The 25,686-nt window shown below is 47.0% G+C and carries 21 protein-coding genes; 16 read left to right on the top strand and 5 right to left on the bottom strand.

Going from position 1 to position 25,686, the window contains the following annotated elements:
- Positions 1 to 42: 42 nt before the first annotated feature.
- The 15 genes from AC5SLM_RS06770 (at position 43) to AC5SLM_RS06700 (ending at position 16,055) form a co-directional block, all read left to right on the top strand.
- Positions 43 to 1,050: an RluA family pseudouridine synthase gene (locus AC5SLM_RS06770; protein ID WP_495250180.1), complete on the top strand. Its 1,008-nt coding sequence runs from the start codon at positions 43 to 45 to the stop codon at positions 1,048 to 1,050.
- A complete protein-coding gene (locus AC5SLM_RS06765; RefSeq protein WP_495250179.1) occupies positions 953 to 2,179 on the top strand; it encodes a fibronectin type III domain-containing protein in 1,227 nt (408 codons plus the stop codon). Before AC5SLM_RS06770 ends, AC5SLM_RS06765 begins: the two co-directional genes overlap by 98 nt.
- A gap of 7 nt (positions 2,180 to 2,186) precedes the next feature.
- A complete protein-coding gene (trmB, locus tag AC5SLM_RS06760) occupies positions 2,187 to 3,350 on the top strand; it encodes a tRNA (guanosine(46)-N7)-methyltransferase TrmB (protein ID WP_495250178.1) in 1,164 nt (387 codons plus the stop codon).
- On the top strand, positions 3,347 to 4,018 hold the full coding sequence (locus tag AC5SLM_RS06755; RefSeq protein ID WP_495250177.1) for a cell division ATP-binding protein FtsE: 672 nt from the start codon (positions 3,347 to 3,349) through the stop codon (positions 4,016 to 4,018). The genes trmB and AC5SLM_RS06755 overlap by 4 nt, the downstream gene beginning before the upstream one ends.
- Entirely contained in the window at positions 4,005 to 4,820 is an 816-nt protein-coding gene (locus AC5SLM_RS06750) for an FtsX-like permease family protein (RefSeq protein WP_495250176.1), read from the top strand. The genes AC5SLM_RS06755 and AC5SLM_RS06750 overlap by 14 nt, the downstream gene beginning before the upstream one ends.
- Complete coding sequence (locus AC5SLM_RS06745) at positions 4,817 to 6,049, top strand: murein hydrolase activator EnvC family protein (protein ID WP_495250175.1); 1,233 nt, start codon at positions 4,817 to 4,819, stop codon at positions 6,047 to 6,049. The genes AC5SLM_RS06750 and AC5SLM_RS06745 overlap by 4 nt, the downstream gene beginning before the upstream one ends.
- A 123-nt stretch (positions 6,050 to 6,172) precedes the next feature.
- Positions 6,173 to 6,889, top strand: coding sequence for a UMP kinase (pyrH, locus tag AC5SLM_RS06740; RefSeq protein ID WP_495250174.1), 717 nt, complete (start codon positions 6,173 to 6,175; stop codon positions 6,887 to 6,889).
- A gap of 14 nt (positions 6,890 to 6,903) precedes the next feature.
- Positions 6,904 to 7,122: a DNA-directed RNA polymerase subunit omega gene (locus AC5SLM_RS06735; protein WP_495250173.1), complete on the top strand. Its 219-nt coding sequence runs from the start codon at positions 6,904 to 6,906 to the stop codon at positions 7,120 to 7,122.
- Between the two features lie 9 nt (positions 7,123 to 7,131).
- Positions 7,132 to 9,291: a RelA/SpoT family protein gene (locus AC5SLM_RS06730; RefSeq protein WP_495250172.1), complete on the top strand. Its 2,160-nt coding sequence runs from the start codon at positions 7,132 to 7,134 to the stop codon at positions 9,289 to 9,291.
- A 23-nt stretch (positions 9,292 to 9,314) separates the two neighbouring features.
- Positions 9,315 to 10,514, top strand: a complete 1,200-nt coding sequence (tyrS, locus tag AC5SLM_RS06725) for a tyrosine--tRNA ligase (protein WP_495250171.1) — start codon at positions 9,315 to 9,317, stop codon at positions 10,512 to 10,514.
- The gene (locus AC5SLM_RS06720; protein WP_495250170.1) at positions 10,514 to 11,611 is read left to right on the top strand and encodes a nitronate monooxygenase; all 1,098 of its coding nucleotides are present in this window, start codon (positions 10,514 to 10,516) and stop codon (positions 11,609 to 11,611) included. Before tyrS ends, AC5SLM_RS06720 begins: the two co-directional genes overlap by 1 nt.
- On the top strand, positions 11,595 to 13,052 hold the full coding sequence (locus tag AC5SLM_RS06715; protein ID WP_495250169.1) for an N-acetylmuramoyl-L-alanine amidase: 1,458 nt from the start codon (positions 11,595 to 11,597) through the stop codon (positions 13,050 to 13,052). The genes AC5SLM_RS06720 and AC5SLM_RS06715 overlap by 17 nt, the downstream gene beginning before the upstream one ends.
- Positions 13,053 to 13,058: 6 nt before the next feature.
- Positions 13,059 to 13,760, top strand: coding sequence for a tRNA (5-methylaminomethyl-2-thiouridine)(34)-methyltransferase MnmC2 (gene mnmC2 / locus AC5SLM_RS06710; protein WP_495250168.1), 702 nt, complete (start codon positions 13,059 to 13,061; stop codon positions 13,758 to 13,760).
- 139 nt (positions 13,761 to 13,899) lie between these two features.
- The gene (locus AC5SLM_RS06705; protein ID WP_495250167.1) at positions 13,900 to 14,904 is read left to right on the top strand and encodes a BMP family ABC transporter substrate-binding protein; all 1,005 of its coding nucleotides are present in this window, start codon (positions 13,900 to 13,902) and stop codon (positions 14,902 to 14,904) included.
- Positions 14,901 to 16,055, top strand: coding sequence for a GGDEF domain-containing protein (locus tag AC5SLM_RS06700; protein ID WP_495250166.1), 1,155 nt, complete (start codon positions 14,901 to 14,903; stop codon positions 16,053 to 16,055). Before AC5SLM_RS06705 ends, AC5SLM_RS06700 begins: the two co-directional genes overlap by 4 nt.
- 6 nt (positions 16,056 to 16,061) lie before the next feature.
- Here the strand turns inward: AC5SLM_RS06700 and AC5SLM_RS06695 are convergent, their stop codons facing one another.
- The 3 genes from AC5SLM_RS06695 to aspS all read right to left on the bottom strand — a co-directional run bounded on the left by AC5SLM_RS06695 (position 16,062) and on the right by aspS (position 20,571).
- Positions 16,062 to 18,095: an EAL domain-containing protein gene (locus AC5SLM_RS06695; protein ID WP_495250165.1), complete on the bottom strand. Its 2,034-nt coding sequence runs from the start codon at positions 18,093 to 18,095 to the stop codon at positions 16,062 to 16,064.
- Positions 18,096 to 18,241: 146 nt separating this feature from the next.
- Positions 18,242 to 18,814 carry an adenylate kinase gene (locus AC5SLM_RS06690; RefSeq protein WP_495250164.1) on the bottom strand — a complete coding sequence of 191 codons (573 nt, stop codon included), beginning with the start codon at positions 18,812 to 18,814 and terminating at the stop codon, positions 18,242 to 18,244.
- An 8-nt stretch (positions 18,815 to 18,822) separates the two neighbouring features.
- Complete coding sequence (gene aspS, locus AC5SLM_RS06685; RefSeq protein ID WP_495250163.1) at positions 18,823 to 20,571, bottom strand: aspartate--tRNA ligase; 1,749 nt, start codon at positions 20,569 to 20,571, stop codon at positions 18,823 to 18,825.
- A gap of 313 nt (positions 20,572 to 20,884) precedes the next feature.
- Between aspS and thiC the strand changes: the two genes are divergently transcribed.
- Positions 20,885 to 22,753 (top strand): phosphomethylpyrimidine synthase ThiC, encoded by a 1,869-nt coding sequence (gene thiC, locus AC5SLM_RS06680; protein ID WP_495250162.1) that lies wholly within the window; start codon positions 20,885 to 20,887, stop codon positions 22,751 to 22,753.
- Between the two features lie 298 nt (positions 22,754 to 23,051).
- Here the strand turns inward: thiC and AC5SLM_RS06675 are convergent, their stop codons facing one another.
- A complete protein-coding gene (locus AC5SLM_RS06675; protein ID WP_495250161.1) occupies positions 23,052 to 23,705 on the bottom strand; it encodes a hypothetical protein in 654 nt (217 codons plus the stop codon).
- A gap of 307 nt (positions 23,706 to 24,012) precedes the next feature.
- Positions 24,013 to 25,686: a ShlB/FhaC/HecB family hemolysin secretion/activation protein gene (locus tag AC5SLM_RS06670; RefSeq protein WP_495250160.1), complete on the bottom strand. Its 1,674-nt coding sequence runs from the start codon at positions 25,684 to 25,686 to the stop codon at positions 24,013 to 24,015.

Below are 25,686 nucleotides of genomic sequence, written 5' to 3'. Positions count from 1 at the left end.
CCTTGAAAATTTTTTGGCATTATAACAGATAAGGGATAATCCTTGGTAAACTCGTTTACATGTAACGCGCCTTGGCGCCTTGACCTTTTTTTAGCAGCAGCTTTGTCCACCTCGCGCAATCAAGTTGCCCACCTCATCAAAACCCACGGCGTCCTTGTAAATGGTACAAAAGTCCATAAAACGGGCCTCAAACTTCAAGAGAGCGACGTGGTAGAAGTGCACGAAGTGGAAGCGCCAATACCTGAGGCAGTGAGGGTGGATTTTGAAATCCCTATTTTGTATGAAGATGACCACCTGATAGTGCTCAACAAACCTCCTTTGCTCACCGTCCATCCAGCACCCAGCGTCAAAGAAGCCACGGTAGTAGATTGGTTGCGCGCGCGTGGGGTCTCCCTCTCAACCCTTAGCGGCGAAGAGCGCCATGGTATCGTGCACCGCCTAGATAAAGAAACCTCAGGTGCTTTGGTGATTGCTAAAACCAACGAAGCCCACCGTGCCTTGGCGTTGCAACTTGAGGATAAAAGCATGGGGCGGTATTATGTGGCCCTTATTGATTTACCCTTAAAAACAGCCTGTGTTGTAGATAAGCCCATCGCACGCAACCCTAAAAACCGCTTAAAAATGGGAATCGTTGAGGGCGGGCGAGAGGCCAAGAGTGCCTTTTGTAAACTTGCCCTAGGAAACAATGGCACCACAGAATTGGTGGGCGCGAAACTTTTTTCAGGCCGCACCCACCAAATACGCGTGCACCTTGAAAGCCTCTCCCGTCATATTTTAGGTGATACTTTATACGGCTTTAAGAGCCAAAAAGCTACAATCCCAAGGGTTATGCTTCACGCCTACGCCCTTTACTTAGACCATCCTATCACAAAAAAACCCATGCAATGGTGTGCGCCTTTGTATGAAGATTTTGAAACACAACTGCACCAGTATTTTACCCAGGAGGAAATAGATGAAGCGCTTTTATTTACTGATTTTACTCACCGTTTCGATGGCATTGATGAGTGGGTGTCAAAGGGGACCTCTCCCACCCGACGTGCCTGCGATTGACCCCAACCTTCCTGTTGTTGAAAACATCAAAACCATTGCAGACATGACCGACATGGGCTTTGAGTGGACACCCCAATACGACGAAGGTGTTGAAGGGTACTACCTTTACCGAGGAATGGGAGAGGGGCCATTGACGCGCATAGCGACTATCAACGACCGCTACACCTCTCATTATGTGGATTCGGGACTTGCTCCTGAAACCTTGTACCACTACCGCATGTCAACCTTTAGTGCGTCTAAACAAGAGTCCACCCCTAGCGCTCTCGTGAGTGCCCAGACGCGTCCTTTGTTGGATTCGGTACCGTTTGTGAAGGCTATTGTTGGGCTTCCAAGCCGTGTAAAACTGCTGTGGCGTCCGCATCCTTATGAGCGCGTTGAATCGTATATTATTGAGCGTAATGAGCTAAATTCGGCGGCTTGGTCGCGTGTCGCGCAAGTTAAAGGAAGGCTAAATGCTGAGTATATCGATGTGGGATTAAAAGACAACCACGTGTACCGCTACCGCGTCATGGTGCGCACATTTGATGGGATTGTTTCTAAACCAAGCGAAATCATCGAAGCCAAAACCAAGCCTTTGCCCAAGATGATTGAGGGCATCCAAGCCACCCGCACCTTGCCTAAAAAAATCGTTATCACGTGGAGCCCTTCTTCTGAGCAAGACATCTCCCACTACCGCGTGTACCGCGCGCCCACTTCGGTGCTCTTTTACACCTTTTTGGCTAAAACCAATGAGCCAAAGTTTGAAGACTTGATCAACACCAACGGGGCAGACCGCTACTATAAAATCACCGCGGTGGATGTGGACGGGTTGGAATCCTTAAGGCAACCCAATCCCATCATGGGAACAACCCTTGATGTGCCTCTTCCTCCTGCTATCACGGGAGTAAGACAAGATGCATCGGGCGTGTTGCTGACGTGGAGCCAAGTGGACCAACGGGCAGAAAAATTTGAAGTGATTAAAAAAGCCCGAGGGGACACGCAGGTGATTCAAGGGATTACTTCAGGGCAGTTTTTGGACCATGATATTATTAAGGGCGTGAGTTACACATACGAAGTGGTGGCAATTGACCCTTACGGTCTTGCCTCCAAAGCGTCCCAAAGCGTTCGCGTCCAAATACCAAACGAGTAAGGAACCCATGCCAAATTTTCATGCCTCATCCCTAACCCCTCTTGCCACCCCGCACCAAGAGGGGGAAGTGCTGTTTGTGTGGGAGGCAACTTCCGCCAACGAATCCCTTGTCCTAACGCAATTGGAAAACCATCAGTTTTTTATCAAGCAGATACGTCGACCCGAAGGTGTGCTTGTCAAGGGGGAGAAAATTACCCGCCCTTCGCAGGTTAAAGTGTTGCAAAAAGGATTGATTGCTTACGAGCGCGCATCCCAAGCGGCGGTGCGTTTTAGTAACATCCACAGCAGCAAAAACCACCATGAAAACCCTTCTGCGCACCTCAAAACTCCTGCTTTTTTTGCCCAAGAATTTGGCCAAGCGCGGGAGATTTGGGTGGAGGTAGGTTTTGGGAGTGGGCGGCATTTGCTCCATCAAGCAGCGTCCCATCCTGAAGTCTTACATGTAGGGATAGAAATCCACAAACCTTCGGTGGAACAAGTGTTAAAACGGATTGAGCATGAAGGCCTTGAAAATGTGCTAGTGGTGGATTACGACGCGCGCATTTTGATGGAGTTTTTGCCAGCAAATAGCGTGGGGAGGCTCTTTGTGCATTTTCCCATTCCGTGGGATAAAAAACCTCACAGACGTGTCATCTCCGAGGGTTTTGTGGAAGAAGCCTTGCGGGTGCTAAGCGTGGGTGGCACCCTAGAACTTCGCACGGACAGCGATGCGTATTATGCCTACGCATTGGAGGTATTTATGTCCCTCTCAAAGGCAAAGGTGCAGATTCAAAAAAACATCGATTTGGCCGTGAGTAGCAAGTACGAAGACCGTTGGAAGCGTATGGAGAAAAACATCTATGACCTTACCTTAGTAAACCAACACGAACACGCACCCACGCCACCGCCGGTTGCCTTGGTGTTTGAAGCCCCTGCTGATGTCGTCGCGCTAAGACACAAAGAGACAAATGCAACCTTGCGGGGGGAGACATGGTTTGTGCATGTCGAAGGGTGGTATGAGATTAGTCCAACCCAAGGGATGCTCAAAGTCGCCTTTGGGGCGTACGATCGGCCTGAGCATCGGTACGTGATAGTAGAAGGGGAAAAGGCGTATTATTTTCCTGAAGCGGTGTTTTCAACCAAAGCAAACACCCTTGCCCATGAAGCCTTAACGCAATGGATGAACCCATGAACCATGTCATTGAAGCCTCAAAAATTTCCCTAGGGTACCGCAACGATGAGCCTGTTATTACCGACGGTGACATGCGGATAGACTCCCATGATTTTGCCTTTATCACAGGCAAAAGCGGGAGTGGAAAGTCTACTATTTTAAAGTCACTTTATGGGGAGATTGCCCTGCGTTCAGGGGAACTTTCCGTGTGTGGGGTTTCCATGAAGGGGACTGCGGGAGAGAAACTAAACGCGTTGCGGCGGTATATTGGGATTGTGTTTCAAGACTACCGCTTGATTAACGAATGGACCGTGGAAAAAAACGTGATGCTCCCCTTGCTTATTGGGGGGTTTTCAAAAAGCGTGTGTGTGCAACAGGCACAAAAATTGCTTAAGCACGTTAAGCTTTTGCATAAAGCGGGAAGGTATCCTTTGGAGCTAAGTGGGGGCGAACAACAGCGTGTCGCCATGGCAAGAGCCCTAGCGCACAATCCTGTGTTACTCTTGGCCGATGAGCCAACGGGAAATTTGGACGAGTACTCTAGTGATGTCATTTGGTCGCTTTTAAAAAGTGCCAGAGAACATTTAGGAACAACCGTCGTGGTGGTAACCCACCGCATCCCTACCACCATGGGGTCAAACTACAAACATTTTTTCCTTGAAAGCGGTGTCTTATATGAAGTCTCTTAAGAACCATTTTTCCGTCATTTTCCCCTTAGTAGTGTTGTTGTTTTCCTTTCAATTTACCCGTGGGCTAGAAGTGATTGTGGCGGAGTATGAGAGCCGTATTATCAACGAATACAGCATCATTGTCGTTTCATCCAAAGCCCTTGAAGAAGCAGACCTTGCACGCAGTGTGCCCTCATTGAAAAACATGGAAGAGGTGAGTCCAAAGGTGATTTTAGACCGCCTTAAGGGGGATATTTCAACCCAAAATCTCTCTTTACTTCACCTTGCTCTTCCTAAGTTTTACAACCTTAAACTTGCCTCTTTTCCCTCCAATACACAGCTTAGTAAGATTAAAAATGACTTAGAACGCATCGAATCCGTGAGCAAGGTGGAAACCTTTGCAAAAACCTACGACAAAATCTACCGCATCTTGACGATTGCTAAGAGCATGGCGTATGTATTTACGACCCTTATTGTCATCGTCTCGTTGCTATTGATGCTCAAACAAATGCGTATTTGGGTCCTTGAGCATAAAGAACGCATGGACATCATGACCCTTTTTGGTGCCCCTTTTTGGATGAAAAGTGCTGTGTTGTACCGCTTGGTGGTGGTGGATTCTTTGATTGCTACCTTTGTGGTGGTGGCACTCTTTTACGGGATTCCTCAGATTCCTGAAGTGGTGGCCATTGCCCGTGAAATCGACGTGGTGATTCCGGCCATTCGCCCTTTTTATGAAGGGGGCATACTGCTAGGGATTTCCCTCTTTTTTGCCCTCGTGTCGGTGAGCATGGTGATGGTGAAGGTCAAAAGAGAAACCCCATGATGCGTTTGTTGGTGGGCGTGTTCTTTGTTGGCATGCTTACAAGTGGGGCTACGACAAAGGATAAGATTTCTTCGAGCAGTGCTTCCCTAGCCGCAACCGCAAAGCAAGAACGGCAGATTGGCCAAAAACTTGAAGCTATTGCCAAAGAAATTGCCGATGAAAAAAAGGCGCTAGACGCCCTTGCCAGGGAAATTTCACAACTCCAAACCCAGATTAAAACATTGCAAGAAGAGACCAAAGAAGCTTCCGCAGAACTAGAAGAGCTCACCCAGCAAAATGCAACGCTAGAGAAAACAAAGCAAGAGTTGGAACACCGCATGATTCGCATTATTGCCGAGCAATTTTCCTTTCATATGGTGACCGACCAAGGGTACCAAGAGAGTATTGAGAGTATCATGGCCGATGCGGTGCTTGAGAAGATGGATGCGATTATCCAAAAAGATTTTAAAGCTCTTAATGCAGAATATACCCATACCACCGAAGAGATTCGCAAGCGCAATCGTAGCATCGCAAGGCTCAACGAATCCTTGCGAGGATTGCGCGCAAAAGAGAGCACATTGCTAGCACTTCGTGAAAAACAGCGTAAGAGTATTGCAACACTCGATGAGCAAAATGCCCTCTACCGTGCAAGGCTAAATCAAATCTACGCGCAGAAAAAAGAGCTCCAAGATACCCTTGAGCGCTTAAAGATTGTTCAGCGTGCCGAAGAAGAGAAAAAAGCCCAAGCCCAAGCCGAGGCCGCCGCGCGTGCTGCTGCGGCCGCTCAAACGCCCTCGGATGCCCAGCAAGTGACGGTGCGGCAGATTGGCTCTTCTTATCAAAACAGTCGCGTGAAGCGTTACACGGGACAAAAGACCATCGCGCCCTTGGACGCTTTTGAAGTGAAACAAGAATTTGGCAATTATGTTGACCCTATTTACAACATCAAGATTTTCAACGAGTCTGTGGTGTTGCGTTCGAAAACCGCCTTGGCGCAGGTGAAAAATGTGCTAGGAGGGAAGGTAGTGTACGCGGGTGTTACCAACATGCTTAACCATGTTGTGATTGTGGAAAACAATGATGGTATCCACACCATTTACGCCCAAATGACGCAGATTGCCCCCACGATAAAAGTAGGCTCGCGCATCAAACAAGGCTACGTGATTGGTCGAGTGAACCATGACTTAACCTTTGAGGTCACCCAGCAAAATTACCACATCAATCCCCTTGAGCTCATTACAGTGCGCTAGCATTGTGGCGTTAGGCTACAAAACAAGGCCCGTGAAAGGGTTAACGCGCGTGGTAAAACGATTTATAAGGTTCTTTTAAGTAGAATACGCGGATTTATCCTTACATGTAAAGGGGCAAAAGGCATGGAGAAGACCAAAAAACGGGTATTAGTAAAGTTTTCGGGCGAAGCGTTGGCAGGGGAAAATGGGTTTGGAATCGACACCTCTATCTTGCGGTTTATCGCTTCTGAGATTAAGTCGATGGTTGAAGCGGGCGTGGAAGTGGGTATTGTGATTGGCGGAGGCAATATCATCCGTGGCGTGAGCGCAGCAAGAGATGGCATCATTAAACGCACTAGCGGCGATTATATGGGCATGCTCTCTACGGTGATTAACAGCATCGCCATGCAAGAAGCACTCGAATACGTGGGTACGGATGTGCGGGTGCAAAGTGCCATCAAAATGGAAGCCATCTGTGAAACCTTTATCGTGCGTCGTGCGCAGCGTCACTTGGAAAAAGGGCGTATCGTCATTTTTGCTGCAGGCACAGGCAATCCTTTTTTTACCACCGATACCGCGGCAACCTTGCGTGCCATTGAAATCGGTGCGGATATGATTATCAAAGCCACCAAGGTGGATGGCGTGTACGACAAAGATCCTAAGAAATTTTTAGACGCCACGTTGTTGCGTGAACTGAGTTATGACCAAGCAATGCAAGATAGTATTAAAGTTATGGACGATACCTCGATAGCACTTGCTAAGGACAATGGACTTCCTATTGTCGTGTGCAATATGTTTAAAAAAGGCAACATCCTCAATATCATTAACGGCGACTATACCCTCTGTTCTGTCGTCAAATAACCAAGGAGCATCCTATGAGAATTGAAAAAATTACCGCAAAAGCCATGGAATACATGGACGGCGACCGTTACAAGCTTGTGCTTGTTGTCGCAAAACGTGCCGAAGAACTCGCTTCTGGTGCCATGCCTTTGATTAATGTCGATAAAAACAAAGTCAAGTTTACAGACATTGCACTCATGGAAGTGGCTGAGGGAAAACTGAGTATCGAGACGCTTTTACGCTGCGAAGAGTAGGACACCCCCTTGGAAGAACTGCTAAAAAAAGTTCAATCTTGCACGGACATCACCACTGCTGTTGCTATTTTGGGCTCTCAGATGGAGATGACCAAAGAGATTAACGAAGCAGTTGCTTTTACGGTTGAAAAACACGGAGGACAGCTTCGCAAAAGCGGTGAACCCTATTCCATTCACCCTATCTTAGTCTCTTCTTTTGTGGCGCATTTTGGGGGCGATGAGGTGATGGTAATCGCCGCGTTGTTGCACGATGTGGTGGAAGATACGTGCTGTTCCATCGAAGATGTGCGCCGCGATTTTAGCCCAGAAGTGGCTATTTTGGTGGAAGGGTTGACAAAGATTATGGAGATTCGAGAGGACCAGTTGGTTCCCTCAACCTCTAGTGAAAAACTTGTCTCTTCGGCTTTGACCTTTCGCAAGATGTTGCTTGCTTCCATCAAAGACGTGCGCGTGTTGGTGATCAAGCTGTGTGACAGGCTGCACAATATGCTCACCCTTGGGGCCTTGCGCGACGCAAAACAACAACGCATTAGCGAAGAAACATTGGTGGTGTATGTTCCTATTGCCCACCGTTTAGGGATTTCATCCATTAAAAATACCCTAGAAGATTTAAGTTTCATGTACATTTTGCCCGATGAGTACAAAAAGATTGATGCGTACCTTCAAGAACAAAAACAACAACTCCAACTTAAACTTAACCACTTTATCGATAAAGTCACCACCTTAATGCTACGCAATGGCTTTAACGAGGGCGATTTTGCCATCTATAAGCGTATTAAACACTACTATTCCATCTACCTCAAAATGCAACGCAAGGGGGTGTCGATTGAGGAAGTGTTGGACTTGCTTGCCATTCGTATTGTGGTCAACAAACCCAACGATTGCTACCGCGCCCTTGGGGTGATTCACCAACACTTTAATCCCCTCATTTCGCGCTTTAAAGATTATATTGCCCTTTCTAAGGAAAACGGCTACCAAACCATCCACACCACAGTTTTTGATGATAAATCCATCATCGAAGCCCAAGTGCGCACCCATGACATGCACCGTACGGCAGAGTATGGCGTGGCGGCACACTGGAAGTACAAAACAGGCGGTTTGAACCCAAAATTAGGGTGGTTGAGCGACTTGACCTTGCAAGATGAAGATTCTGAAAATATTGAAGAATTTTACCAATACGCCAAAGACAGCCTTTTTAGCGAAGACATTGCTGTGTTTTCGCCAAAGGGTGACATCTTTACCTTGCCCCGAGGCGCGACGGTGCTTGATTTTGCTTACGAAGTCCACACGGAAGTGGGGATGCACACCAAAGAAGCCTACGTTAATAAGCAAAAAGTTCCCTTGCTCACGGAGCTAAAAAATGGCGATATTGTGCGTATTGTCACCAGCAAAGAGGCACATTTTCGGTGCAGTTGGGCCAACAGTGTTACCACAGGAAAGGCGCGCAGTGCCATTAAGCAAAATTGCCGCCAAAAGATTAAAGAGATTAATCAACGCGTGGCCATCGATATTTTAGTCGCCATCTTTAACGTGCGTGAAAATAAACTGTTGGCATGGTTAGCCAGCGAAAACCTTACCAAAAAAATCTTCAAAGCCGCGACCGATTCTATCTACTTGCAAGATGTGGTCAACGCCCTTAAAAAATACCCCCGAAGCGATGGGTTGTTGTTCCCGCTTCTTAAGATTGACCGCTATAAAATCAAAAAGCTAAAGTTTGAAAATATTGTGATTTATTCGAATCATAAAGTGGAGAATGTGGAGTTTGACTACTGCTGCCACCCTAAGCGCGGCGATGATATTATCGGCTTTCGCAAAGGGAGCGATGTGATTGTCCACCACAAGCTATGCGAAAAAGCAAGCAAGCTGATGGAACACAAAGACGAGATGATTTTTGTGAAATGGACCCGCAATGCTCCGCACCGTTATAAGCTGATTGTGAGCATCGAAAACAAGCGCGGATCTTTAGCCTCGTTTTTATTTTATTTGGCTAAAATGCAAATCAACCTCGTTACCATCGAACTTGGAAAGTCTGAAGATGGGCACGTGGACTACTTTGAATTGGTGATTGAGCTTCCCGAAGGGGCAGATTCAAACCACATCAGAGAAAGCATAAAAATGCGCTACAAGCTCATTGAGTTTATTTCACTCAACGACGCGTATAAAAAATAACCTTACATGTAAAGAGAGAAAAAATGGTTCAAGAAGCACTGAAGGAAATTCAGCGAGGCGTTGCAGAAATTATCGATTTTGAACGTATTCAAACCCTTGTGAAACGCTATTTTGAAACAGGTGAAACCTATTATGTTAAGGCGGGTTTTGACCCCACGGCCCCTGATTTGCACCTTGGACACACGGTCTTGATTCAAAAAATGGCGCAACTTCAGCGCTATGGCGCAACGGTGCAGTTTTTGATTGGGGATTTTACGGGGATGATTGGTGATCCTAGCGGTAAAAATGAAACCCGCAAAAAACTTGACCGTGAAACGGTGCTTAAAAACGCCCAAACCTACAAAGAGCAAGTGTTTAAGATTTTAGACCCCCAAAAAACAGAAGTGATGTTTAACTCCGCGTGGCTTGAAGGCCTTGGCGCGGCGGGTATGATTGAACTTGCTACGACCTTTAGTGTGGCGCGCATGCTTGAGCGAGAAGATTTTGAAAAACGCTACAAATCTCAAACCCCCATCTCTATCAGTGAATTTTTATACCCCTTGTTGCAAGGGTACGACAGTGTCGCCATGAAGTGCGACATTGAAATGGGGGGCACAGACCAAAAGTTCAACTTGCTTATGGGACGCCAGCTTCAGCGTGTGTATAACGTCGGCAAAGAACAAGCCGTGGTGATGATGCCTTTGCTCGAAGGGTTAGATGGCGTGCAAAAAATGAGCAAGAGTTTGGGAAATTACATCGGTGTAACCGACGCGCCAAGCGAGATGTTTGGAAAACTTTTGAGCATTTCTGATACCCTCATGTGGCGTTATTATGAGCTTTTGAGTACCAAATCCCTCAAAGAGATTGCAGTGCTTAAAGAGCAAGTGGAAGCAGGCACACTGCACCCTAAACATGCCAAAGAGATGTTGGCGCTTGAGATTACAGCCAAGTACCATAGCGAAGAAGCTGCTAGGGATGCTAAAGAAGAGTTTGATAAAGTACACGGACAACATGAGCTACCAAGTGACATGGAAACCTTTACATGTAAGGGGCCTGTGTGGATTGCAAAGGCCTTAGTGGACGCGGGCTTGGAACCTTCAACCAAACAAGCAAGGCGTGATATTGCGCAAGGGGCGGTGAAGTTAAACCAAGAAAAAGTAGACGATGAGCAGTTGCAACTTGAGGCGGGTGAGGTTGTATTGCAAGTTGGCAAACGCAAGTTTATGAAGCTAAAGGTGGTCTAATGAAACTCTCAAGCGTAACAATCGGCAAGCACACACTCAAATACCCCATTATCCAAGGGGGCATGGGGGTTGGAATTAGCTGGGATAAACTCGCAGGAACAGTGAGTAAGGAAGGTGGCCTTGGGGTCATTAGTGCGGTAGGAACGGGGTATTATGAAGCCCAAGCCCATGTAAAACGTAGCATTGGTGCGCGCCCATATGAAGCAGAAAGTTTTTACTCCAAAGAAGGGTTGCATGCCATTGTAAAAAATGCCCGCAAGATTTGCGGCGATGCCCCTTTGGCAGTCAATGCTTTGTATGCGAGCAACGATTACCCACGCATGGTGCGCGATGCCTGTGAAGCGGGGGCAAATATCATCATTACGGGGGCGGGACTTCCAACAAACATGCCCGAATTTACCGAAGGGTTTCCTGATGTGGCCCTTGTGCCCATCGTCTCTTCCGCCAAAGCCTTAAAAATCATCTGTAAACGTTGGAAGCAACGCTACGACAGGCTCCCTGATGCTGTGGTGGTGGAGGGACCAAAGAGTGGCGGGCACCAAGGTTTTACCTATGAGCAATGCATCATGGAAGAGTTTCAGCTTGAAAACCTTATTGGGCCTGTCAAAGAAGAAGCAGCCAAATGGGGCGATTTTCCTATTTTTGCCGCGGGTGGCGTGTGGGACCATAGCGACATCGAAAAAGTGATTGGCCTTGGTGCCAATGGCGTACAGATGGGAACGCGCTTTATTGGTACCCACGAATGTGACGCGCATGAAAATTTTAAAAAAGTCATCATCAATGCCAAAGAGAGCGACATTGAACTGCTCAAATCCCCTGTTGGGTATCCTGCAAGAGGGGTGCGTACGGCACTTATTAACCTCGTAGACAAGCGTGAAGGCCCCGCGATTAAATGCATTAGCAACTGTGTTAGTCCCTGCCAACGGGGAAAAGAAGCGCGCGAGGTGGGGTATTGTATCGCCGATAGGCTTGCGGATGCCCACCTTGGAAAGGTCGAGACCGGGCTCTTTTTTACGGGGGCTAATGGCTACAAACTCAACGAAATTATTTCCGTCAAAGAACTTATGGATAAACTTGTTAATGGGGAAGACAGTTAAACTTTTTTGGGTATGGCTTACGTTAGTCGCGACGCTTTGCGCTAGTGGCCTTTATCAAAAACAGATTGAGCACTTTGACAAAGAATTCACGCGTGCCAACAGTGAGGAGCTTTTAAAGCTCCATCACATGCTTAAAAATGTCTACATCCAGTCCATTATTCAAAACGATACAGCGCTAAAGGTAGACGTATTAAAGCGCCTTGTCAAAAGCTCTTCTTCCTTACGCTTGGATGCCTCGCCTTATGAGCGGGAGTTGCAAACCCTTGGTGTCTCTTCTTTGACAAAGCCCTCAGAACTGGCCAAGGTGCCTCCTGTTGCGCCTGTTATCCCTCCACGTCCCACCACGCCAAAGGTGAGTACGCCATCACCAGTTTCTTCTTCTACATCCTTAGCGGCCCTTTCTGTGCGTTTTGATGAAGGGGATGTAACCCTGCGTTTTAACCGTCCCGTTGGTGAAAAAGAGATTAAATCTTTTTTGCTAAAAGCCAGCAAGACCCACCGGTATGTGTTTGACCTTCCTGGGGCGCTGATGGGAAGTTCTCGTACTTATGAGGGCAAAAGTGTGGACCAAATTCGGGTGGCCCAGTACGATAAAAACACGATTCGCGTTGTCTTTAGCCACTCCCAACCGCTCAACTTGCATTTTCGTACCCAAGATGAGCACGTCTTTATCGGCCTTTCCCAAAAATCTGGCACCCAAAGCGCTGCAGCAAAACCCTACACCCAAGCAACGCCCACACCCCCTGTGCGCCGTTTTGACCCTGCTACAAAAACCGTTGTGATTGACCCAGGCCATGGCGGGCGGGATGGTGGCGCGGTCAATGGCAAATACGTGGAAAAAGTGGCGGTGCTTGCCATTAGTTTAAAACTGGGCAAAGAACTTCAAAAACGTGGCTATAAAGTCCACTATACGCGCGCCAAAGACACGCACATCCAATTGCGCAACCGTACGCGCATTGCCAATGATAAAAATGCCGACGTGTTTATCTCGGTGCACGCCAATGCGGCGCCCTCTAAGGACAAACACGAGAGTATGCATGGGGTGGAAACTTTCTTTCTCTCTCCGGCGCGCTCAGAGCGCTCTAAAAACGTGGCGGCCTTAGAAAACCAATCGGACATTGAAGAGATGAACCATTTTTCCAAGCAAACCTATTTGAATTTTTTAAACCGAGAGAAAATCGTCGCGTCTAATAAGTTTGCCCTTGATGTACAACAAGGCATGTTAGACTCTCTTAAAAAACGTTTCACCGTGCGCGATGGTGGGGTGCGCGAAGCACCTTTTTGGGTCTTGGTGGGAGCCCAGATGCCTGCGATTTTACTGGAAGTGGGTTACATTACCCATCCTGAAGAAGTCAAACGCATCTTTGATGCCTCCTATCAAGAATTGCTAGCACAAGGGGTGACCGATGGGGTGGATGCGTATTTTCATAAAAACAATTAACCCGCTATGGCGCGCCCTTTAACCCCAGCAACCCTTGTGTGGGACGCGGCAGGTCAACCCTTTTGCCCGGCCTTTGGGGATTATTATTTTTCCAAGCACGGTGGGTTGGATGAGAGCCGTTATGTGTTTCTTGAAGGAAACCGCCTTGAGCAGCGGTGGGCAAACAAAGAACGGTTTGTCATCGGCGAGTGGGGGTTTGGCACGGGCTTAAACCTTTTGGCGGTGTGGGAACTTTTTCATACCTGTGCATTCCCGCCCAAAGAGCTACTCTTTGTCTCTTTTGAAGGCTTTCCTCTTGCCAAAGAAGATGTGGTGCGCGCCCATGGCATGTGGCCCTCTTTGGCTCCTTATGCCGCGTCTTTGCAAGAAGCCTATCCGCCTTTGGTGCAAGGGGTGCATGCGTTGTCTTTTGGGTCTTTACATGTAAGGCTTATTTTTGAAGAGGCTCCCAAGGCACTTTCGCTTTTTCCTAAAGGGGTGGATGCATGGTTTTTAGACGGATTTGCACCGAGTAAAAATGAAGAAATGTGGGAAGAGGGCCTTTTAAAACATCTGGCTACGCACAGTAACGAAGGTGCGACTTTTGCGACCTTTACTGCCGCTTCAAAGGTGCGTAAAGGGTTGGAAGCCTTAGGGTTTAACGTGCGAAAAATCCCAGGTTTTGGCAAAAAACGAGAGATGAGCGTGGGAGCATTTAACCCACAATAATACCAATAATCCATGAAAAATTAACTCCCCACCCTTTTGCTTACATGTAAGACTTTTTAAGAGGCAACCTGCGAGAAATGGAATCTTTTCTGATAAAATTGTCTTGTTTTGAGAAAAGAGCCATTTCAAAGGAACCGTGATGAAAAATCTTCTTTTTTTGGTGCTTTTTACCGCCCACCTTTTTGCCACCACTTTAAAACCTGTCATGATTTACGACTCAGAAATTTTGGATGACAAATCGTGGAATGCGATGATTCACCAAGGAATCGAGCGTTTTTCGCAGCGTTTTGGGGTGGAAGTTAAGGAAGTGATGATTCTTGATATTAGTAAGTTTAACGCGCAAGTAAAGGCGCTGGCCGAGGAGGGCTATGACCCTATTATGGTCAATAACGTAGACAGTATTAAACAAAAAGCGATTAAAGAAATCGTGTTAGCTTATCCTAAAAAACGCTTCATTATCTTTAACGGCTCTTTTGATATTCCCAACGCAGATTTTTTTATCTTTGCCTACCGTGAAGCAGCTTTTCTAGCGGGCTATCTTGCCACCAAAACAAGCAAAACAGGGAAGATTGGTTTTGTGGGAGGCATGAAGGTGCCTATTATCCAAGACTTTTTGTGCGGGTATATGCAAGGCGCAAAGTACGCCAATCCTGCCATGGAAGTGTTGCACGATTTTATCGGGGATGACTTTAACGCGTGGAATAACGCACCAAGGGGACACGCTATAGCCCTTGAGCAAATAAGCCAAGGGGCAGATGTTATCTTTGGCCCAGCAGGGGGGAGTTCTGTGGGGATTCTTCAAGCAGCACACGAGCAAAAAAAGCTTGGTATTGGGGTAGATAGCAATCAAAACTACCTTTTCCCTGGAAGTGTGTTAACTTCAGTGGTGGTGCGGGTAGACAATGCGGCCTACATAGCACTCACTGCGGCAAGGCGAGGGAATTGGCAAAATCAGGTTCGGGTGATGGGTTTACAAGAAAAAGGGGTTGATTTGGCCTATGATCACCACAATGAACCGCTTATTCCCAAGAGGTTAAAAAAAGAGCTTGACCACATTCGTTCGGAAATTATCCTGGGCAGAATTACTTTGCCCGATTATGCACAAACAGGCACATGCTTGTTTAATGGAAAAGAACTTTTTTGAAACAGAGATTTTTTTCCATCAATACGACGCTGACAATCGGCATATTTTTTTCGTTATTGCTACCTATTATTTTTGCCCTGTGGTACACCTCTACGGATGTGCAAGAGAGGTTGTACGCGGATTTTAAAGATTTTCGCTATAAAACAACACGCAATATTGCCGACGCACTGAGCAAACCTGTCTATTTTTTTCATCCCAACAGCGGCGGTTTGGTACTTGAAGTTTTAAAACACGACCCGAGGGTTGTTAAGATTGTTGTTTATGACACTTACAACGACATGGAATTTTTAGAGATACATGTCCCTAAAAGAGAAGTGGGCGAGCTTTTTTTGAATACTGAAATGATTTATATGCAGGCAAAACCCATAGGTTATGTTGCTATTACGTATAACGATAGCATGCTCATAAAACACCTTAAAGAGCAAAAAAGCTTTTTTTTGCGCATCTTTGGCGTCACCTTTTTGATGCTTCTTGCCGTTCTTGTCCCTTTGTTGTACTTGAAAGTTCTTCGGCCATTGGAAAAGTTGACGCACCAAGCACTTAAGCTACAAAATGGAAAGCTAGATGAGCCCTTTGAGTGGAAAGGCAAAGATGAAATCAGCCTGCTTGGGCAAAGTTTTGAACTCGCCAGAGTGCAAATACGCGAACATGTCCATGCCCTAAAAAGCGCCTCCGAGATTGATAAATTGACAAAAGTGTTTAACCGCCACAAAACAGATGCCGTGCTTGAAGAGGAAAAAGAACGCCTTGAGCGTTATGGTCGCTCTTTTGGTGTTTTGTTGCTTGATGTTGATGATTTTAAAATCACCAATGATACCTTTGGGCATCACATAGGAGACCGTGTTTTGGTGGAGATAGCTGCTTTGCTACGGAAAAACAGCCGCCACAGTGATACGGTTGGGCGCTGGGGTGGAGAGGAATTTATTGTGATTTGCCCTGAGGCGGATGCCCAAACGCTAGAAGAGTTTGCGTGGAAAATAGTGCAATGCATTGCCAAGGCGCCCTTTGGAGGCGCTGAGCCTCAGACGATTAGCGTGGGCGGCACGTTATGCCGCAAGGGTGAAGGGGTGTCAAAAATGATGCTGCGCGCAGATAAGGCACTGTATGAGGCAAAAGCAAGGGGTAAAAACCAAGCTGTTATTGTTATCTAGGTGCGCTTAAAGGGTTTTGGGCTCAGGTTTGCCAAAAAGGTACCCTTGCGCGTAATCTACCCCTAGGGCTTTGATGGTGTCAAAAATTGCCTCCGTGGAGACAAATTCGGCGATAGATTTGATGCCAAGGCGCTTGGCAAGTTGCACGATAGCATCGATGATTTTTTGTTTTTCAAGGTCTTTGTCGCAATTGTGCACAAAGGAGCCGTCGATTTTGATGTAGTCTGATTGCAAGGAGAGCAAACGGCTAAAGTTAGAGTTTTCACTTCCAAAATCATCAATAGCAATATCGCACCCGTAGTCTTTCACAAGCCCAATAGTCCCGGTGATAAGGTCAGATTCTTTGGAGAGGGTGATATTTTCGAGAATTTCAAAGGTAACATGGCGCGGGTTGATGTTGTAGCGCTGGGCTTTAAATTTGATAAATTCCAGTAAATACCCATCCATAATGTCCCGCTCAGTGATGTTAATCGAAAAGCGGATGTTTTTACCTGCAAAGTATTGAAACGACTTGTTAATCATGCTTTTGGTGACTGAGGTCAGGAGTCCTAGTTTGGTGGCCGCGCTGATAAACATCATTGGCGGAATAACCAAATCCCCATCAATAACCCGCGCCAAGCACTCGTATTTGAAAATCTCCCGCGTGTGCACATCGACGATGGGTTGAAAATAAGGCACAATCATATCTTTGTGGATGAACTCTCGGGTTTTATTGAGCCAACTGATGCTCTCAAGCTCTTCGCGAATCTGAGAAGAGCCCCCATCGTACACGACTTTAAAGCGCTTGCCGTGTTTTTTGGAGATATCAAGGGCAAATTCTGCATCGACGATAGCATCTCTTCCGTCTTCGATTTTGGCTACCCCGATACTAAAACTAATAAAATTTTCAATGGTTTCAATCACAATTTCCGTGGTGTCAAAGTAGGCAAAAATTTGATTACAGGTGTTTTCTATGTGCGCTTCGTTGTGGGTGCGGCTAAGCAATGCGTACCTGTCCGCACTCAGTTTATAGAGGGTTTCTCCCTTGAATGAAAGAAACATCAGGTTTTTGGTCACTTCTTGAAGCAAGAAATCACCAAAGGCAAAGCCGTAGAGTTTGTTGAAAATATTGAAATTATTGATGTCCAAAAGAAAGAGTGTCCCGCCCTCAAAGCGTACGATGTCCCGTTGGAGCGCTAGGGAGTTTGGAAGGTTGGTGATTTCGTCTTTGTAAAGTTTTTCCAAGAGTTCGTTGGATTTTGTTTTAGCTATCTCTTCGTTGCGTGCGGCCACGTCTTGGAGGTAGGAATTGCGTGTTTCGAGTTGGGAGATGTCGTGGCGCACACTCATGTATTCAATAACCTTGCCCTCCACATCAAGAATCGGGATGATGGTTGCCTCCACCACGTAAAAACTCCCGCTTTTATGGCGGTTTTTGACAACACCCCGCCAAATCTGTCCGTTGCCAATAACGTTCCACATTTCTTTGAAGATTGATTTGTCCATGTCGGGGTGACGGACGATGTTGTGCGGTTTTCCAAGGAGCTCTTCTTGGGTGTAACCTGAAATCTTTTCAAAGGCTTTGTTGGCGTAAGTGATGATACCACTGGGGTTTGTTTTGGAGACAATAGCACTTGCCTCAAAGGCGCTAGAGAGTTGCTGTGCAAGGTGGAGGGCTTCTTCGCTTTTTTTTGAGGCAAAAGAAGCATCCACCATGGCAGTAAAGGCTGTTAAAAAGGCGGATTTTTCAAGAGGTTTTAGGGCAAAAGCATCCACGCCAATCTGAATAGCTTCAAGGAGTTGAGGGCATTGGGCCGGCTCTACATGTAAAAGGATTTTTGTTTGAGGGTTAAGGGCTTTAAGGGTTCTGCACAAATCAATGCTTTCTCCCTCAGGCAAGGAGGCACAAAGGATGACAAAAGGATAAGGGGTGGTCTTGAAGGCGCGTAGTGCTTCATGGGTGGTTGTAACATGGTGCAACGGCTTGGGGTGAAGAAGCCCCATAACCTGTTGCGCCAGTGAAGGTTCACGCTCAATATAAAGAATGTCTAGGTTTTGCACACTAATCCCTTTTGAAACAAGTATGCCAACATTATAGTGCAAAAAAGCACTCACCTGTCTAAAAGTACGGTAGCAATCCCTTTTTAGAAAGGGTGTTTAAAAAGAGTGTTTTGCTTTGAAACAAAAGGGCTTTGCGCTTAAGTTTCCTAGAGCTTGGACTTTACAAATCTTTCCATCTCTTCCACGATGGCTTCGATGGTGCGTTCGCCGTTAATCTTGTGTAACAAGCGTTTTGAGGTGTAAAATGCCTGAATCATGCCCAGTGGCGACGTGTAGACGTTCATGCGGTTTTTAAACACTTCGGCGTTATCATCCGCCCCGCGTCCGCGTCCTAAAACACGGTCACACGCCACTTCTTCGCTTACCTCTACCTCGATAACGCTTTCAAGCACAATGGTGGTTTCCTTGGCCAAGATGGCGTCTAGGGCTTCCATTTGTTCTACGCTTCGGGGGAACCCGTCGATGAGGATGACATTTTTCTCACTCTGTTTAATAGCGCCAACAATGGTGTCGATGACGATGTTGAGGGGTACAAGGTTGCCCGCACTCACAAAGCTGTCGATGGTTTTGCCAAGCGCGCTTCCGCGTGCCACTTCGTCCCGCAACAACTCGCCCGTAGAGTAGTGGGCGATCGTCTCAGCGTTGTGTTGAGCAATCAAGCTCGCATCGGTGGTTTTGCCGCTACCAGGTGCGCCAATGATGAGAAAAAGTTTTTTCATAAGAGTCCTTAATGGGATGTTTTTTCGCGAAGTCGAATACCAAGTTCACGCATTTGCGCAGGCTCAACGGGGCTTGGAGCACCGGTGAGTTGGCATTGGGCCCGTTGGGTTTTAGGGAAAGCGATGACATCACGGATGCTAGAAGAGCCAGTAAGTAGCATCATGAGTCTGTCCAGTCCAAGTGCGATACCACCGTGTGGTGGTGCACCAAATTTAAGAGCATTTAGCAAAAAGCCAAACTTTTCTGCCGCTTCTTCGTCACTGATGCCAAGGAGTGAAAAGACTTTGGCTTGGATGTCCGCTTTGTGGATACGAATACTTCCCCCGCCAAGTTCAACGCCATTAAGCACCACGTCGTAGGCGATGGATTCCATCTCATCCAGCGGTGCGTTGATGTCTTTTGGCATGGTGAAGGGGTGGTGCAAGGCTTTGAGCTTGCCTTCTTCCACTTCAAACATTTCAAAATCCACTACCCACAAAAACTCAAAACGGTCTTTAGGGATGATGTCCATTTGTTCAGCCAAAAAGATGCGAAAACGTCCCATGTAATCAAGCACGAGTTTTTTAGGGCCTGCGCCAAAAAAGACCACGTCTCCTGCCACAAGCTCACAACGCGCCACAATCTGTTCAAGGGCCGCTTCGGTAAAAAACTTGGTCAAGGGGCCTTTGAGACCGTCTTCTTTCATTTGAAAATACCCAAGACCCGAAGCGCCAAACTTGCGCACGTAATCTTCAAAGCCTTTCATTTGGCGTTTGGAAAAGATGGTGTCGCCTTGGGGGACTTTGAGGGCTTTGATGCGGTTTTTCTTGGCATCTTTGGCGATGGAGCTAAAGATTTCATTGTCGCAGGTTTCAAAAATGTCCATCACGTCCACCATGGAAAGGTCGTAGCGTAAATCGGGCTTGTCCGAACCGTAACGTTCCATCGCTTCTTTGTAGGTGATGCGGTTAAAGGGTGCGTGAATCTCATGGCCCGCTTCTTTGAAGACGGCTTTGAGTAAGTCCTCGGTCACGGCGATGATGTCATCTTGCTCGCAAAAGCTCATTTCGATGTCGATTTGGGTAAATTCAGGTTGGCGGTCAGCCCGCAAGTCTTCGTCACGGAAACATTTAGCAATCTGAAAATAGCGGTCAAACCCTGAACACATGAGGAGTTGTTTAAAGAGCTGTGGGGATTGGGGAAGGGCGTAAAATTCACCGTTGTGCACACGGCTTGGCACAAGGTAATCCCGCGCACCCTCGGGCGTTGCTTTGGTTAAAATAGGGGTTTCAACTTCCAAAAAGCCTTTGGCATCCAGCGTGTTGCGCACGGCCATGGCGGCTTTACTGCGCAGACGGAAGGTTTCGTAAGCTTTAGGGGTGCGAAGGTCGAGGTAGCGGTACTTTAAGCGTACTTCTTCGCCCACGTCTTTGTCGTTGATGACAAAGGGAAGGGCGGCGCTTGGGTTTTCCACCACAAGGCGGCTAAGGATGACTTCGATGGCGCCCGTGGCAAGCTTGGGGTTTTCTAGTCCCTCGCCGCGCGCGCGTACTTTTCCGTAGGCGCGCAAGACAAATTCGTCGCGTACTTTTGAGGCCACATCGTGGGCTTCTTGGCTATCTTCTGGGTCGCAAACCAGCTGAATGAGTCCGGTTTTGTCTCGTAAGTCAATAAAAATAATCCCGCCGTGGTCGCGGTAGCTGTTGGTCCATCCGCACAATTCGACCTCTTGGCCGATGTGGGTCGTGTTTAAATCAGTGCAATAATGACTTCGCAATCTGTCTTCCTTGTGGGAGCTTTGGAAATTTTAAAAGGCTAAAGTGTACCAAAACCTTGCTTGTGCATGGCTTATCTTAAAAAGCACAGACTAAACAGGCTTTTGAGCGAAAAAGCCTGTTTAGTCTATACTTAAGATTTTTGATGCACCGCCATATTAAGTGAGTTTTTACACAGGGTTTGTATAATGCACTTTTTATCATTGTCTGTGGGGGTGCTGTAAAAGGCTGAGATAATACCCCAAGAAGTCATTAATGTGGCTTCATGAACCTGATCTGGGTAATGCCAGCGTAGGAAATAAGGAGATAACCGCTATGAGTAAAGTACTTGACAACCTCGAAAAAATTGACGCTTCATACATCGAAAACTTCCCAAGTTCCAGAAAAATTTACCTCCAAGGCTCACGCCCTGACATTCAAGTGCCCATGCGTGAAATCACCCTCACACCAACCACAAAAAGTGATGGTACCATCGAGGAAAATCCGCCTTTACATGTATACGACACTTCGGGCGTTTACACCGACCCTTCCGTGACCATCGACTTGCACCAAGGCTTAAAGCCCATCCGCAAGGCATGGATTGAAGAGCGCGGGGACAGCGAGGTGTTGGAGGATTTTAGTTCGGCGTATTTTCACGAACGCCACGACGACCCTGAACTTAAAGCCTTGCGTTTTCCCAACCTCAAAGCCCCGCGTCGGGCCAAAAAGGGCAAAAACATCACCCAGTTGCACTACGCGCGTCAGGGCATCATCACCCCTGAGATGGAGTACGTGGCTATCCGCGAAAACTGCAATCTCGAAGTAGCGCGCCAACACAAACTCCTAGGCAAACAGCACAAGGGCGAGAGCTTTGGAGCCAATTTGCCCGAAGTGTACACCCCTGAATTTGTGCGCCAAGAAATCGCCGCAGGACGCGCGGTGATGCCACTCAACGTAAATCACCCCGAAGCGGAGCCTATGATTATCGGGCGCAATTTCATGGTCAAAATCAACGCCAACATCGGTAACTCCGCGACCACCTCGTCCATCGAAGAAGAAGTCGAAAAGATGCTGTGGTCCACGCGCTGGGGTGGCGACACGGTCATGGACCTCTCCACGGGCAAAAACATTCACGAAACCAGAGAGTGGATTTTACGCAATTCCGCGGTGCCCATTGGGACGGTGCCTATCTACCAAGCCCTCGAAAAGGTCAATGGCATCGCCGAAGACCTCACGTGGGAAGTGTACCGCGACACGCTCATCGAGCAAGCCGAACAGGGGGTGGATTATTTTACCATCCATGCGGGCGTGCGGTTGGCGTATGTGCCCATGACGGCTACGCGCCTCACAGGCATCGTTTCGCGCGGGGGAAGCATCATGGCAAAATGGTGTTTGCACCACCACAAAGAGAGCTTTTTGTACACCCATTTTGAAGACATCTGTGAGATTATGAAGGCTTATGACGTGGCGTTTTCACTAGGGGATGGCTTGCGTCCAGGGTCGTTGTATGATGCTAATGATGCGGCCCAATTTGCCGAACTTGAAACCTTGGGAGAGCTGACTAAAATCGCGTGGAAACACGACGTGCAAGTGATGATTGAAGGCCCTGGACACGTGCCGATGCAGATGATTAAAGAGAACATGACCAAGGAGCTGGAGGACTGTTTTGAAGCGCCCTTTTACACCCTTGGGCCGTTGGTGACGGACATTGCACCGGGATACGACCACATCACTTCGGCCATCGGGGCGGCGCAGATTGGGTGGTATGGCACGGCGATGTTGTGCTATGTGACACCTAAAGAACACTTGGGATTGCCTAACCGCGAAGACGTCAAAGAGGGCATCATTACCTACAAAATCGCCGCTCACGCCGCCGACCTAGCCAAAGGGTTCCCCGGTGCGCAAATTCGCGACAACGCCATGAGCAAGGCCCGTTTTGAGTTTCGCTGGGTGGACCAGTTTAACATCGGCTTTGACCCTGACCGCGCCCGCGAGTACCACGACAAAACCTTGCCTGCCCAAAGTGCCAAAGTCGCCCACTTTTGCTCCATGTGCGGCCCGAAATTTTGCTCCATGAAAATCTCCCAAGACATTCGCGACTACGCGGAGAAAATCGGTACCGATGATGTGAATGTTGCCTTGGAAAAAGGGCTAGAAGAACAAGCCGAAGCCTTTCAAAAGAGTGGTGGACAGCTTTACATGTAAGGAGATTTAGCCCTTGAAAAAGGGCTAAAACCCTCACGTTGCGGTACATATTTAGCTCAATTGAACAAAAGAGGAAAAGGCTAAGCGTTAGCTTTTACATGTAACCCCATTATCTACACACATCATTGATAGAAAATTGACGACTTTTCATGAAGCGTGTGTTTATAGTGAGGCATAGGCTTTTTCCTTTTAATAAGCAGAAAAACTCCCGTTACATGGCGACAAGGGGGCGCTGTTTTTAGCACTGGAACCGTTTGCAAGACCAAACGCTCATCTCATGGTCTTGCGTGGCGAAAAGTTAACTTTTGCTCAGGGTTTGCACCTCTTTTTGAAGCTTTTCAAGTTTTCTCATCAAGTGCTTAAGGTTGCTTCCTTTTAGAGTGCCTTTAGCGTCACCGTTTAGGGCTTTTTGGGTTGTTTCTTGAAATGTTTCGCTCAGGGCATCGAATTTTTCTTTTACTTTTCCAGCCAAGATTTCATAGTCTTCGGCCAATGTCTCTTCAAGGTCGTTAAATTTTTCGACGATTTCATCTTTATTTTTGTAAACATAGTAAGCGCTGATTCCTGTAACAGTCGCGCCAAGTGCGAAACCGAGTAAGTGATTTTGGTTCATAGTATCCTCTTTTTTGGGTGTTTTTTTGCGAAACAGTTGGGAAAATGCTCCAACGAGCGTCGAGACATGGGTAAGCTGAGCGATACCTACAGATGCCTTTTGTGCTAGAAAGTGACTTTTCTCTTCCACTGTAGCAATAAGGTCGCTGACATCCTCTAGCGCAAAAGTGGCTTTGTGGCAAAGCACACTCACTTCTTGTTGGCTAAGAGCAATAAACGCGTTTGCTTTGTGCATGGCAGCAATGTGCTTGATTGTTAGAAAAACAATAGCGGCGGCAATAATGACCATGCACACCATAATAACCCCTGTAAAAAGGGGGAGAAGCTGCTGGGTGTTCATGTAAAAGCCTTTCAGATTCAGTATACTCTTTTCCCGTCAACATGACGACTCGGCGTTAAAAAGCCCCATAAATCCTTACATGTAAGGGGTCTATGAAAAAGGTATTTTAATAAATGCAAGAAGGAATGTCGTGGATGCGTGTTTGGGTAATTGAGGGTTTTGTTGAAGTTGTTGGTGGCGTATGAATGCCGTTTTGACACACGTGAGTCTGAGTCTTTAGAGGAAATGACTTAGCGCGTGCAAAACGGCCTTTGGTGCCGCGGTCTTTTTCCGTTACATGTAAAGAAAAAATCCTTACATGTAACGTCTAGTAAACGTACCCCGCTTGTAAAAGTAAACGCGTGGAATGTTGGTCTTCGCTTTCGACTTTCTCTCCACCAATAACTCTAGCTATCTGGGCTTTGGCAAAGAACTTTTTGTAAGAGGCGTGATAACCTAGACCCATGTCGCTAAGATGCCTTCCTTCACTGCCACTGATGAGGTTTTCCATTTTTGCATAACCCGTGTCTCCAAAAAGGCTTACTGTATGGTTTAGACTCCCCGTACTAGGTAAACTGTAAAAAAGTTCTGCGCCAAGGATATAACCGTTTTCTGCACTATGTTCGCCATCAGGAAAAGCTCTGACACCGTAGGCTCCACCCAAGGAGAAGTCTTCTGAACCATCAAGGTTTTTACCTCCTAGGGCTTTTTGAAATCTTAGGCTTGTGGTAAGGGAATATTGCGGGTTAAAGGCAATCGCTTTTTCAATACTGCCACTGACCTTGGTGTAGTCTCCATTGGTTTGCGCACCTGCATTATCAATAGCTCGTGAAATGGCATCGTTGAAGCTTAGATTGCCATGGGTAATGTCAAGTGTTGCCGTCGTACTGCTCTCCCACCCAAAAAAAAGAGAATTTTTGCTATAGCTTGCGCCAACGGTGACTAAATCAGCCTCTTTTTTAGTGTTAATGGCGGCACTTTGGACCTCATCTTTCATGTTCTTGTGGGCAAATTTTACGGAAAGCTTGAGCGTCTCTTCGCGGGTGCGAATCAGTGGATAAGAGAGTGAGGCTTCTAGGGTTGTTGACGTCCCAAGGGCATCAAGGGCCGCATAGTCTTCTGCTAAGGAATACGTCGTATGAGAGGCGCTCAGTTCACCTCTTAAGCCATTATCCATCAATGGAAAGCCATAAGAGACTTTTCCATTTTTCAAATCACCAGTCGTTGACATCACGCCATTAAGACTGAGCTGATCACCGTATCCTAGTGGAGAGAGCGCACTTAGTCCTAGGTTAACGCGGTATCTTCCTGTGTATTTAGAGCCGTAGTTATCGCCTACGATATACGCACTGTAAGGAGTGGTGGCTTCTGTGGTAATGGCAAAGTCTGAGGTTCCTACTTTCGTTCCAGGCATAACATCCGCACCTGTGACTTTAGCACCGGGAGTATCATTGATGAGAAGCATAGCGCGCTCTAGGGTATGCGCAGAGACGATAGTATCGCCTTTTGCATTATCTAATATTCCTTGCACTCTTTCATCATTAACCAAAGAACTGTTGGTAAGTTTAAAGGCTCCGTAGTTTCCTTCTATAATGGCAATTTCTAGAATTCCTTCACTCATACTTTGCTTAGGAATATAAGCACGGGCTACAAAGTAGCCTTCTTCTCGGTAGGCTTTAGTGATTAGCGAAGCTATTTTTTCTAGTTCTCCTAGGGTATAGCTTTTTCCTGCGTAAGAATTGATCCGAGATAAAAGCTTATCTTCGCTTATATGTAAAGCCCCACTGAGTTTAAATCCTTTGATTTCAATGCTTTTTCCTCCCATGTCGCTCATGAGTGGCTTTGGCTCAGGCACAGGAAGTGAGGGGATGACATTGTCCATTCCTTTTTCAACTTCTCTAGGGACTTGGACTTGTTTTTCAATGTCTCCACTGCTAGGTGGCGCTGCCAATAGAAAAGATGCTGTTGCTAGTGATAGTATGAGTATGTTTTTTGTTTTCAT

The organism is Sulfurospirillum sp. HTRB-L1, assembly GCF_059415125.1.
This window is presented reverse-complemented; position numbering and strand designations above follow the sequence as displayed.